The organism is Gemmatirosa kalamazoonensis (genome assembly GCF_000522985.1).
In the GTDB taxonomy this organism is placed as follows: Bacteria; Gemmatimonadota; Gemmatimonadetes; order Gemmatimonadales; family Gemmatimonadaceae; genus Gemmatirosa; species Gemmatirosa kalamazoonensis.
This window is the reverse complement of the sequence record NZ_CP007128.1, coordinates 2,726,648-2,739,396: the sequence shown is the minus strand read 5'-3', so window position 1 is coordinate 2,739,396 and position 12,749 is coordinate 2,726,648. Positions and strand designations below refer to the sequence as shown.

7 protein-coding genes are annotated in these 12,749 nt (G+C 72.8%); 2 read left to right on the top strand and 5 right to left on the bottom strand.

All coding sequences use genetic code 11. The annotated features are described in order from the left end of the window. Window positions 1–4 precede the first annotated feature (4 nt). Entirely contained in the window at window positions 5–1,294 is a 1,290-nt protein-coding gene (locus J421_RS11740; protein WP_025411368.1) for a DUF1501 domain-containing protein, read from the top strand. 56 nt (window positions 1,295–1,350) lie between these two features. Here the strand turns inward: J421_RS11740 and J421_RS11735 are convergent, their stop codons facing one another. From J421_RS11735 to J421_RS11715, 5 genes are all read right to left on the bottom strand, one after another. Further along, window positions 1,351–1,665 carry a hypothetical protein gene (locus tag J421_RS11735; RefSeq protein WP_025411367.1) on the bottom strand — a complete coding sequence of 105 codons (315 nt, stop codon included), beginning with the start codon at window positions 1,663–1,665 and terminating at the stop codon, window positions 1,351–1,353. Window positions 1,666–1,703: 38 nt separating this feature from the next. Continuing rightward, window positions 1,704–3,896 (bottom strand): pre-peptidase C-terminal domain-containing protein, encoded by a 2,193-nt coding sequence (locus J421_RS11730; RefSeq protein ID WP_025411366.1) that lies wholly within the window; start codon window positions 3,894–3,896, stop codon window positions 1,704–1,706. 458 nt (window positions 3,897–4,354) lie between these two features. Next, window positions 4,355–5,749 (bottom strand): glutamate synthase subunit beta, encoded by a 1,395-nt coding sequence (locus tag J421_RS11725; protein WP_104023103.1) that lies wholly within the window; start codon window positions 5,747–5,749, stop codon window positions 4,355–4,357. Then, window positions 5,640–10,310, bottom strand: coding sequence for a glutamate synthase large subunit (gene gltB / locus J421_RS11720; protein ID WP_025411365.1), 4,671 nt, complete (start codon window positions 10,308–10,310; stop codon window positions 5,640–5,642). The genes J421_RS11725 and gltB overlap by 110 nt, the downstream gene beginning before the upstream one ends. A gap of 429 nt (window positions 10,311–10,739) precedes the next feature. Next, window positions 10,740–12,104 (bottom strand): APC family permease, encoded by a 1,365-nt coding sequence (locus J421_RS11715; RefSeq protein ID WP_236646244.1) that lies wholly within the window; start codon window positions 12,102–12,104, stop codon window positions 10,740–10,742. Between the two features lie 33 nt (window positions 12,105–12,137). Between J421_RS11715 and J421_RS11710 the strand changes: the two genes are divergently transcribed. Continuing rightward, on the top strand, window positions 12,138–12,746 hold the full coding sequence (locus J421_RS11710; protein WP_104022537.1) for an LOG family protein: 609 nt from the start codon (window positions 12,138–12,140) through the stop codon (window positions 12,744–12,746). Window positions 12,747–12,749 lie beyond the last annotated feature (3 nt).

Sequence of the window (12,749 nt, the reverse complement as noted above, 5' to 3'; positions counted from 1 at the left end):
CCAGATGCAACGCCGAGTCTTCCTGAAGTCGGGCGCGCTGGCGCTCGTGACGATGGGGCTGAGCCCCAGCTTCCTGCGCCGCTCCGTGTTCGCGCAGGACCTGACGCGCACGCGCCGCGGCAAGGTGCTGATCTGCCTGTTCCAGCGCGGCGCGGCCGACGCGCTGAACGTGGTGGTGCCGTTCGGCGACCGGTCGTACTACGAGCTGCGCCCGAACATCGGCATCGCGCAGCCGGGACGCCCGCAGGGCGCGATCGACCTCGACGGCTTCTTCGGCCTGCACCCGTCGCTCGCGCCGATGAAGCCGCTGTGGGACCGTGGCCTGCTGGCGCCGATCCACGCCGTCGGGAGCCCGAGCGCGACGCGCTCGCACTTCGACGCGCAGGACTACATGGAGACGGCGACGCCCGACCGGAAGGACACGCACGACGGGTGGCTCAACCGCTACCTCGCCGTACGCGGCACCTGCGAGGCCGGCTGCGCGACGCACGCGACGGACGCCACGCCTAACGGATTGGTGGACGCCCACGGCAACCCGTTCCGCGCCGTCGCGATGACCGCGCAGACGCCGCGCGTGCTGCAGGGCCCGGCCCCGTCGGTCGCGATGAGCAGCATCGACGACTTCACGATCCGCGCGAGCGGCAGCGACGCCGAGGCGCGCCTCGAGGCGCTGTACCGCACCGGGAGCGCGGACCTCGTGCACGGCGCGGGCAACGAGATGTTCGAGGCGATGAAGATCCTGCGCTCGGCCAACCCCAAGCAGTATGCGCCGCAGAACGGGGCCGACTACCCGCGCACGCAGTTCGGCCAGCGGCTGATGCAGATCGCGCAGCTCATCAAGGCCGACGTGGGACTCGAGATCGCGTTCGCCGACATCGGCGGCTGGGACACGCACGTGAACCAGGGCGCCGCGAACGGCCAGCTCGCGAACCGGCTCGACGAGCTCGCGCGCTCCATCTCCGCGCTCGTCGCGGACCTCGGCGACCGGATGGACGACGTCGTGATCCTCACGATGTCGGAGTTCGGACGCACGGCCCGGCAGAACGGCACCGGGGGCACGGACCACGGGCACGCCGGCACGATGTTCGTCATCGGCGGCTCGGTGCACGGGCACAAGGTGCATGGCCGCTGGCCGGGGCTCGCGCCCGAGCAGCTGAACGAGGGGCGCGACCTCGCGCTCACCACCGACTTCCGCGCGGTGTTCGCCGAAGTCACGCGCAAGCACCTCGGCGCCACGCAGCTCGATCGGATCTTCCCGGGGTTCGACGCGACGAGCGCGGTCGGCGTCCTCTGACGCCGACCGCGCTCGTGCGACGGACTGGCTGACCGACTGCCCGACTGCCCGACGCGCTACTGGCGCGCGGCCTTCGACGCCTTCAGCCCGCGCAGGTCGGGCGGCGCGGGCACCGGCGCGCGGACGAGGAGATCGCGCTGCTTCGGCTCGCGCGCGACGGTCGGCGCCACGACGAGCCGCGCATCGCCCGCGGCGGCCTTCAGCGTCCGGGCGCTCTTCGGCGCCGCCACGACGGCGGGAGCGCTCGGCGCGGCGATCTTGAGCGTCGCGTGCTTCGCCGGCAGCCGACGGAGCGCGACGGGCTGCTGCTGCGCGGCGAGCGGCGCGGCGGCGAGCGTGAGCGCGGCGAGGCAGCAGAGCCGCAGCGTCATGGAGGTCACCTGGAGATGGGTCGTGTGAGCGCGGCGCATCATCGGACGACGAGGCTGAGGGTGTACGAGCCGCGTCCCGTGACGCCGAAGCTGTTCGCGTAGATGTAGTAGCGCCCCGCCGCCAGCTTCGTGCGGATGCGCGCGTTCGAGCCCTCGCTGCCGCCGTCGTCGTCCATCGCGAGCTGGCGGCCGCCGGCGTCGGTGAGGATGAGGAACGGATCGAACGCGGTGCTCTTGAGATCGATCTGCACCGAGACCGGCTGCGCGATGTCCACCGCGTACACGTCGGCGAACGAGCCGTCCGACATGCGGCAGTCGGTGGAGGCGAGCACGCCCGAGACGTTCTGCCCGAGCGCGAGCGGCAGCGACTGCGTGCACGGCTCCGTGGCGCCGCTGCCGCTGGCCGTCAGCATGAGCTGGTAGGCGCCGGTGGCCTGCGGCGAGTAGCTCGTCGCGTAGATCACGTACTGCCCCGGGGCGAGCGCGACGCGGACGCGCGCGTTGCCCGAGCCGCCGTCGTTGTCGTCCTCGGCGACGATGCTGCCGTCGGCCTTCGTGAGGATGACGTAGCTGTCGAACGCCGTGCTGCTCATGTCGAGCTGCACGTTGCGGCTCGCACCCGCCGGGATCGTGAACGAGTACGCGTCGGCGTAGGCGCCGCCGGACATCTGGCAGTCGCTCGTCGCGAGCGTCCCGTTGGCGGTCTCGCCGAGCGTGATCGTCGCCGCCGAGGAGCAGGTCGTCGTGGAGTTCGACGTGGCGAGCGTGAGCTGGAAGGCACCGCTCGCCCCGGCCGCGTACGTCGTCACCCACGCCACGTACTGCCCCGCGGGAAGCGAGCGCACGATGCGCGCGTCGGTGCCGCCGGCGCCGTCGTCGTCGCGCGCGAGCACGTTGCCCGCGGCGTCGGCGAGGATGAGGTTCGCGTCGAACGCCGACGAGCGCAGGTCGAGGCGCACCGTCGTCGTGGCCGAGAGCGAGAACGAGTACGGGCTCGCGTAGCTGCCGTCGTTCAGGCGACAGCCGGTCGGCGACAGCGTGCCGTTGACGGTCTGGCCGAGCGCGAGGCTCCCCGACGAGCAGGTGCCGCCGCCCGTGGAGCTGCCGCCGCCGGCCGTGGCGGTGATGACCAGCGTGTACTCGCCGGTCGCGTTGGCCTGCTTGCTGTTCGCCCAGACGACGTAATCGCCCGCGGCCAGCGTGCGCACGAGGCGCGCGTTCGTCCCGCCGCCGCTGTTGTCGTCGTTCGCGATCGGCGCGCCGCCGGCGTCGGTGAGGAGCACGAACGCGTCGAACGCCGAGCTGCGGAGGTCGATCTGCACCGTGGCGGACGACGTGACCTTCAGCGAGTGCGGGTGCGCGTAGCTGCCGTCGTCGAGCCGGCAGTCGGTCTGCGACAGCGTGCCCGACGCCGTCTGTCCGAGCCCGATCGGCGACGACTGGCACGAGATGCCGCCGTTGAACGTGAGGCCGGTGACGTTGAGCGTGTACGCGCCGGTCGCGCCGGTGCTCGCGCTGTTCGCCCAGATGGTGTAGTTCCCCGGCGCGAGCGTGCGCACGATGCGCGCGTTCGTGCCGCCGGCGCCGTCGTCGTCCTGCGTGATCAGGTTGCCGGTGGCGTCGGTGAGGATCAGGTACGCGTCGAACGCGGAGGAGCGCATCTCGATCTGCACCGTCGTCGACGACGTGAGCGAGAGCGTGTGCGCGTTCGCGAGCGAGCCGTCGGTGAGGCGGCAGCTCGACGTCGAGAGCGTGCCGTTGGCCTGCTGGTTCAGCGAGATCGGCGTCGTGCTGCACGTCGTGCCGCCAGGGCCGCCGCCGTTGCCGCTCCCGCTCGTGCCGCCGACCGCGGTCACGCTGATGGTGTACGCGCCGAACGCGCCGGGCGCATACGAGTTCGCGAGGATGTAGTACTGCCCGGGGCCGAGCGAGAGCTGCATGCGCGCGTTCGTGCCGCCGCCGCCGTCGTTGTCCTGCCCGAGGTCGTCGCCGTTCGAGTTCGCGAGCAGCAGGTAGGTGTCGAACACGCCGCTCGTCATGTCGATCCGGATCGTCGCCGTGGTGGTGACGTTCAGGACGTAGATGTCGGCGTAGCTGCCGTCGTCGAGCTTGCAGTCGGTGCTCTGCAGCGAGCCGTTGATCGTCTGGTTCACGGCGATCGACGTGCCGACGGTGCACGGATCGTCTTCCGTGGCCGCCGCGACGATGGACGGCGTGGCGGGCGCGCGCACGCGCGGCGCGACCGAATCGCCTCCCTGACACGCGGCGGCCAGCAGCGCGCTCCCCAGCGCAAGCCGCCAGCGGCGTGTGGCATCCCTTCTCATGGCCCCTCCCGGCAACGGTATCGGGACGGGCGCGACGATGCCCGTCTTGCAGGCGGGACTGCACCGCCTCGGACGCCATAGTTACGGCAGCCGGGGGAATTGGCAATGGTGCGATCGACCCATGGTGCGGCGTCGACGCAACGGTGCGAGCGGGACGGCACCGTCGCCGGCGCCGGCGCCGGTGACGGCGCGGGCGGTACGGCGCGGGCGGTACGGCGCCATGCTGCGCAAACCGCGTCTCACACCGTCGAACGGCGCCGTGCTGCGCTGTCGAGCGGTATGCGACGGTATTTGCGCGTCACGGCGCAGCATCGCCGGCGATGCTGCGCCGGCGCCGTGAAAGGAACGCCGTTCCGCTCCCGTCGTCAGGCCCGCCGCCCCGTCACGTACGCGTGCATCGCGTCCGCGGCGTCGCGCCCCTCGCGGATCGCCCACACGATGAGCGAGGCGCCGCGGCGCACGTCGCCGGCGGCGAAGACGCCCTCCACGCTCGTGCGGTGCCGCGCATCGGTCGCCACCGCGCCGCGCGCGTCGAGGCGCACGCCGAACGCGTCGAGCAGCCCGTCGCGGGGCGGGCCGGTGAAGCCCATCGCGAGCAGCACGAGGTCCGCGTCGAGCTGGAACGCGGCGCCGTCGTCGAGCCGCACGCCGTGCAGCCGGCGCACCGCGCCGTCGTCCCCCGAGAGCCGCGTCGTCGACACGCTCCACGTGCGCCGCCCGCCCTCCTCGTGCGCGTGCGACGTGCGGAGCTGCATCGGCCACAGCGGCCACGGCGTCGACGGGTCGCGCGCCTCGGGCGGCTGCGGCAGCAGCTCGAGCTGCGTGACGGACGCGGCGCCCTGCCGGTGGCACGTGCCGACGCAGTCGGAGCCCGTGTCGCCGCCGCCGATCACGACCACGTGGCGGCCGCGCGCGGAGATCCCGCCGCCTAACGGCTCGCCGTCGCCGGCGACGCGGCGGTTCTGCTGCGTGAGGAACTCCATCGCGAGGTGCACGCCGACGAGCTCGCGCCCGGGCACCGGAAGCTCGCGCGCCGCCTCCGCGCCGGCGGCGAGCAGCACGGCGTCGAAGTGGTCGCGCAGCGCGTCGACGGCGATGTCCGCGCCGATCTCGGTGTCCGTGACGAACACCACGCCCTCCGCCTCGAGCTGCGCGACGCGTCGGTCAAGCACCTGCTTCTCGAGCTTGAAGTCGGGGATGCCGTAGCGCAGCAGCCCACCCACGCGGTCGGAGCGCTCGTACACGACGACGGCGTGGCCGAGCCGGCGCAGCTCCTGCGCGGCGGCGAGCCCCGCGGGCCCCGAGCCGACGACGGCGACGCGCCGCCCGGTGTCGCGCGCCGGCGGCCGCGGCGTGACCCACCCCTCGGCGAAGCCGCGGTCGGCGATCGCCTGCTCGATGTTGCGGATGGCGACGGGTCTGTCGACGAGCCCCAGCACGCACGCCGACTCGCACGGCGCGGGACACAGCCGCCCCGTCAGCTCGGGGAAGTTGTTCGTCGCGTGCAGCGCGTCGAACGCGTCGCGCCACCGGCCGCGCGACACGAGATCGTTCCAGTCCGGCGGCACGTTGCGTACGGGGCAGCCGGTGTCGCCCTGGCAGAACGGGATGCCGCAGTCCATGCACCGCGCGCCCTGCGCGCGGTGCACGTCATCCGACGCCGGCTCGTAGAACTCCCGCCACATGGTGATCCGCTCGGCCACCGGCAGCCGCCGCGGCTCCGCCCGTCGGATGGTCAGGAAGCCTCTCGGGTCGCCCATCGCCGCTCCTCCGCGTCTGTCGTTGCTCCGCCGCCGCCGCGCCCAACGCCTCGTGCTCCGCCGTGCGCGCGCGCCGCTCGCGCTCGCGTCCCTCGCGCGCCTCGCGCTCGCGCTGCTCCAGCACCCGCCGGTACTCCGTCGGCATCACGCGAACGAACCGCGCGGACACCGCATCCCAGTCCTGCAGGATGCGCCGCGCGCGCTGACTGCCGGTGTGTCGCAGATGCTGCCTGACGAGCCGCCGCACGAGCGCGAGGTCGGACTTGCGCGCCGCCGGCTCGAGCTCCACGAGCGCGAGATTGCACCGGCCGGCGAGCGTGCCGTCGTCGTCGAGCACGAACGCCACGCCGCCGCTCATGCCGGCGGCGAAGTTGCGCCCCGTGCCGCCCAGCACGACCACGACGCCGCCGGTCATGTACTCGCACCCGTGGTCGCCGACGCCTTCCACCACCGCGACGGCGCCGCTGTTGCGCACGGCGAACCGCTCCCCCGCGCCGCCGGCGACGTACAGCTCGCCCCCGGTCGCGCCGTAGAGGGCGACGTTGCCGACGAGCGTCGCCGTCGCGGGGTCGAAGCCCGCGTCGCTCGGCGCGCGCACGACGAGTCGACCGCCGGAGAGTCCCTTGCCGACGTGGTCGTTCGCCTCGCCGTCGAGCACCAGCGTCACGCCGCTCGCGCAGAACGCGCCGAAGCTCTGCCCGGCCGAGCCGGTGAAGTGGAAGCGGATCGTGTCCGCCGGGAGCCCCGCGCCGCCGAGGCGCCGCGCGATCTCGCCGGAGAGCATCGCGCCGACGCTGCGGTCGCGGTTGCGGATGTCGAACGACGCGCGCACCGGCGCGCGCGACTCGAGCGCGGGACCCGCGGCGGCGATCAGCTCGTGGTCGAGCGCGCCGACGAGGAGGTCCACCGACTCGCACGCGTAGCGCCGCGCGGCGTCGGGCGCGACCGCCGGCTGGAACAGCAGCGGCGAGAGGTCGAGCGTGCGCGCCTTCCAGTGGTCGTCGAGATCCGCCGGCCGCAGCGCGTCGGTGCGCCCGATCATGTCGTCCATGCGGCGGAAGCCGAGTCGCGCCATGATGCGCCGCGCCTCCTCCGCCACGAAGAAGAAGTACTCCACGACGTGGTCGGGCTGCCCCTTGAACTTCGCGCGCAGCACGGGATCCTGCGTGGCGATGCCGACGGGGCACGTGTTGAGATGGCACTTGCGCATCATCACGCACCCGCCGACGACGAGCGGCGCCGTCGCGAACCCGAACTCCTCGGCGCCCAGCAACGCGGCGACCACCACGTCGCGGCCGGTCTTCAGCTGGCCGTCGGTCTGCAGACGCACGCGGCCGCGCAGGTCGTTCAGCACGAGCGTCTGATGCGCCTCGGCCAGCCCGAGCTCCCACGGGATGCCGGCGTGCTTGATGGACGACAGCGGCGACGCGCCCGTGCCGCCGGAGTCGCCCGAGATGACGATGAGATCCGCGCGCGCCTTCGCCACGCCGGCGGCCACCGTGCCCACGCCCACCTCGGCCACGAGCTTCACCGACACGGCGGCGCGCGGGTTCACGTTCTTCAGGTCGAAGACGAGCTGCGCGAGATCCTCGATGGAGTAGATGTCGTGGTGCGGCGGCGGCGAGATGAGCGTCACACCCGGCGTCGCGTAGCGCGTGCGCGCGATCGTCGCGTCCACCTTGTGGCCGGGCAGCTGGCCGCCCTCGCCGGGCTTCGCGCCCTGCGCGATCTTGATCTGCAGCTCGCGCGCGTTGACGAGATACTCGGCCGTCACGCCGAAGCGCGCCGACGCCACCTGCTTGATGGCGCTGTTGCGCTCCGTGCCGTAGCGCTCCGGCTCCTCGCCCCCCTCGCCGCTGTTGCTCCGCCCGCCGATGCGGTTCATCGCGTGCGCGAGCATCTCGTGCGCTTCCTTGCTCAGCGACCCGAACGACATCGCGCCGGTGACGAAGCGGCGCACGATGTTCGCCGCGGGCTCCACGTCGTCGAGCGGGACGGGCTCGCGCTCCGCGAAGTCGAGCAGCCCGCGCACCGTGGTGCGCGCCGCCTCGGCGTTCGCGAGCTCGGCGAACCGCTCGTATTTCTCGGCGCTGCGCTCGGTCGCGGCGTGCTGCAGCGCGGCGACCGTGCGCGGGTTCCAGTGATGGTGCTCGCCCTGCACGCGCCAGTGGTACTCGCCGCCCGGCTCCAGCATCGGCGTATCGAGCTGGCCGAACGCCGCGGCGTGGCGGCGCAGCGTCTCCTCCGCGACCTCGGGCATCTCGATGCCGCCGATGCGCGACGGCGTCCCCGTGAAGTGCCGCTCCACGAGCCGCGGGCCGAGGCCTAACGCCTCGAAGATCTGCGCGCCGCAGTACGACTGCACGGTCGAGATCCCCATCTTCGACAGGATCTTCAGCAGTCCCTTCTCCACCGCCTTGATGTACTTCGCGTGCGCGGCCGCCTCGTCGAGCCCCTCGGGCAGCTGGCCACCGCGCGCCAGGTCGGTGAGCGTCTCGAATGCGAGGTACGGGTTCACCGTGCCCGCGCCGTAGCCGATGAGCAGCGCGAAGTGCGCGACCTCACGCGCCTCGCCGGTCTGCACGATGAGCCCCGCCTCGGTGCGCAGCTTCTCGCGGATGAGATGATGGTGCACCGCGCTCGTCGCGAGCAGCGACGGGATCGGCGCCCAGTCGGCGCTCACCCCGCGGTCGCTGAGGATGAGCAGCGTGTGCCCCTCGCGGATCGCCTGCGCGGCCTGCCGGCAGAGCGCCTCGACCGCCTGCGCCAGTGCACGCGCGCCGCCCGACGCCGGGAACAGCATGCGCAGCGTCTTCGCGCGGAACCGGTGGTCGACGATGTTCGCGATCTTGTCGAGCTGCGCGTTCGTGAGCACCGGCCCCTTCACGCGCACGCGCCGCGCCTGGGCGGGATGCTCGCCGTGCAGGTTCGCGCGCGGGCCGATGTTCGTCGCGAGCGACATCACGAGCTGCTCGCGAATCGGATCGATCGGCGGGTTGGTGACCTGCGCGAAGAGCTGACGGAAGTACCGGAACAGGAGCTGCGGCCGCTCGGAGAGCACGGCGAGCGGCGTGTCGCTCCCCATCGATCCGGTCGGCTCCTCGCCGCTCGTCGCCATCGGCGCGAGCACCATGCGCAGCTCCTCGGCCGTGTAGCCGAACGCGGCCTGCCGCTCGCGCAGCGCGGCGGCGTCGGGCTGCGGCAGCGCGAGCGGCTCCGGCAGCTCGTCGATGCCGACGCGGTTCGTCGCCACCCACGCGCGGTACGGGCGGCGCGACGCGACGCGACGCTTGATCTCGTCGTCGGTGATGACGCGGCCGGCGCCGGTGTCGACGAGGAACATGCGGCCGGGCTGGAGCCGGCCCTGCTGCTTCACGCGCTGCGGCGGCACGTCGAGCGCGCCCGCCTCCGACGCGAGCACCACGACGTCGTCGTCGGTGACGAGCCAGCGCCCGGGGCGGAGGCCGTTGCGGTCGAGCGTCGCGCCGATGCGGCGACCGTCGGTGAACGCGATCGCCGCCGGTCCGTCCCACGCCTCCATCATCGCGGAGTGGAACTCGTAGAAGCCGCGGCGGTCGAGGTCCATCTGCCGGTTCCCCTCCCACGCCTCCGGCACGAGCATCATCATCGCGTGCGGCAGCGAGCGCCCGCCCTGCACGAGGAACTCGAGCACGTTGTCGACGCACGCCGAGTCGCTCTGGTCCTCACCGACGAGCGGGTAGAGCTTCTGCAGGTCGTCGCCGAAGCGGCCCGGCCGCATGTTGCCCTCGCGCACGCGCATCCAGTTCTGGTTGCCGCGCAGCGTGTTGATCTCGCCGTTGTGGCAGAGGAAGCGGTACGGGTGCGCGCGCGCCCAGGTGGGGAACGTGTTCGTCGAGAAGCGCGAGTGCACGAGCGCGAGCGCGCTCGCCAGGCGGGGGTCGGCGAGATCCGTGTAGAACAGCGGGAGCTGCGCCGGCGTGACGAGCCCCTTGTACACGACCGTGCGCGACGAGAGGCTCGCGACGTAGAAGCCGCCGCGCGCGCCGAGCGCGTTCTCCACCTGTCGGCGGATGATGTACAGCCGCCGCTCGAACGCCCGGCGTCCGAGGTGGCGGCGCGCGTCGACGAACACCTGCCGGATCACCGGCGCGGAGCGGCGCGCGACGTCGCCGATGTGCTCGGCGGCGCACGGCACGTCGCGCCAGCCGAGCACTGCGCATCCCTCCTCGGCCACGACCTGCTCGAGCACGAGCTCGCACGCGTGGCGCTCGGCCTCGTCCTGCGGGAGGAACAGCATGCCCACGCCGTAGCGCCCCGGCGCGGGCAGCGTGACGCCGTGCGGCTCCATGGACGCGGCGAGCAGCGCGTGCGGGAGCTGCAGCAGCACGCCGGCGCCGTCCCCGGTGCACGGATCGCAGCCGGCACCGCCGCGGTGCGCCATGTTGCCTAACAGTCGCAGCGCCTGCGCGACGACGTCGTGCGAGGCGACGCCGCCGACGTGCGCGACGAAGCCGATGCCGCACGCGTCGTGCTCGAACCGCGGGTCGTAGAGCCCCTGCCGTTCGGGGAGTCCGGTCATCGTCGCTCCTCGACAAGCGAAGAGCCCCGCCGAGTGCGCGCTCGGAGGGGCTCTGGGTCATGCACCTGCCGCCCGTCGAACGCGCTACACACGCACTCGCACTGCCACGACGATCGCCGCGATAAATCGCGGGAGTCGCGGGGCGCGAAGCGGGCGGGCGCGAAGCTGGGCGTTGGTCATGCGGCAGGCGTCGTTGGTCTCCTCAGGAGCGAGCATAACAGCGATCGGGCGCTTCCTGCAATGGGATCGAGATTGTTGCCGAATCGTACGAATCGCGGCGGATTCGTACGACGGTGGTACAAGGTCCGAGGCGAGTACTTCTGGGGATCCGACGGCGATCTCCAGGATCTCTGGATGGGCTCGAGCCTGAACCCGTGAGCCTATCCCGAGATCCTTTTCATCGCCCTTGGATCCCCAGAAGCACTCGCCTCATCCCTCACGGCGCGATCGCCAGAACAGGAAGACCGGAACCCCCGCGAGCAGCAGCAGCGCGCCGCGCAGCGCGTTGCCCGGATTGGAGACCACCGAGCCGAGCACCACGTACGCCGCGGCGAGCACGAACAGCGCGACGCTCGCCGGGTAGAGCGGCGCGCGGAACCCCGCGTCCGCGACGCCCGTGCGGCGATCGCGACGCCGGAACACGACGAGCGTGAGCGCCGTGGTGCCGAAGAAGATCCAGTCCGCGAACACGACCCAATCGAGGAGCTGGCCGTAGCTCCGCGTGAGAATCAGCGCGACCGCGACGACGCCCTGAAACGCGAGCGCGAGCACCGGCGTGCGCCACCGCGGATGCAGCCGCGCGAAGCCGGCGAAGAACAGCCCGTCCTGCGCCATCGCCTGGTACACGCGCGGCGTCACGAGGATGACGAGATCGAGGAAGCCGAACGTCGACGCGGCGATCCCCGCCGCGATGAGCCGCCGCCCCGCAACGCCCGCGACGATGCTCATCGTGTCCGCCGCCGGCGCCGAGCTCGCGGCCAGCCCAGCCACGCCGAGCGTGCGCAGGTAGGCCGCGTTCGCGCCGAGGTAGACGACGACGACGATCAGCACGCCGAGGATCAGCGCGCGCGGCAGTGTGCGCTCGGGGTCGCGCAGCTCACCGGCGACGAAGTTCGTCTGCTGCCAGCCGCCGTACGCGAACAGCACGGGCACCAGCGCCGCGCTCACGGCGAGCAGCGCGGCGCCTAACGACGTCGGCGGCGCGAGCGGCGCGGCGGCGATCGGCGTCGGGAGGCTCGGCAGCCCGCCCGGCGGCGCGAGCACCGCGGCGAGGAGCAGCGCGCCTAACGCGACGAGCTTGAGCACCGTGAACACGCTCTGCGTCGCCGCGCCCGGCTCGACGCCGAGCACGTTCACGATGGAGAGCAGGACCACCGGCGCCACGGCGAGCCACGTCGCCGACGCGGGGCCGAGGCCGACCAGCGGCGCCGCGTAGCTCGCGAACGTCACCGCGACCGCCGCGATCGCGCCGGTGGCGATGGCGAGCAGCAGCGCCCACGCGTACAGGAACGCCGGCAGCGGCCCGAACGCGTCGCGCAGGTACGCGTACCCGCCGCCGACGTGCGGCCGCCGGCGCCCGAGCTCCGCGAAGATGAACGCGCCGAGCAGCGCGATCACCGCGCCGAGCGCCCAGGTGCCGAGGGTGAGCGCCGCGGAGCCCGTGCGCCGCGCGACGATCGCGGGATTGAGGAAGATCCCCGAGCCGATGATGCCGCCGACGACGAGCATCGTCGCGGAGAACAGCCCGAGGCGGCGCGCGTAGCCGGCGCCTTCCGGAGAGGAGGTCGTGGTCACGCGGGGCAAGATAGCGTGACTATCTTCCCCGCCATGCCTACCGATCCGTCTCCCCGCCGGCTGTCTGCGGTCTGCGTGTTCTGCGGCTCGAGCTCCGGCGTCGACGGCGCGTACGTCGACGCGGCGCGCGACCTCGGCCGCCTGCTCGCGCGGCGGGGGGTCGCGCTCGTCTACGGCGGCGCGCGCGTCGGCGTCATGGGTGCCATCGCCGACGCGGCGCTCGACGACGGCGGGCGCGTCGTCGGCGTGATGCCGCGCCCACTCTGGTCGCGCGAGGTGGGACACACCGGGCTCACCGAGCTGCTCGTCGTCGACACGATGCACGAGCGCAAGGCGCTGATGGCCGAGCGCTCCGACGCGTTCGTCGCGCTCCCCGGCGGCGCCGGCACGCTCGAGGAGCTGTTCGAGATGTGGACGTGGGCGCAGCTCGGCATCCACACGAAGCCCGTGGCCCTGCTCAACGTCGGCGGCTTCTTCGACCCGCTGCTCGCGATGGTCGAGCACCTCGTGACGCAGGGGTTCGTGCGGCCCGCGCACCGGGCGATGCTGGTCGTCGAGGAGCAGCCCGACCGCCTGCTCGCGCGCCTCGCGGCGTACGAGGCGCCCGCGACCACGCGGTGGCTGACGACGGAAGAAGCCTGATAC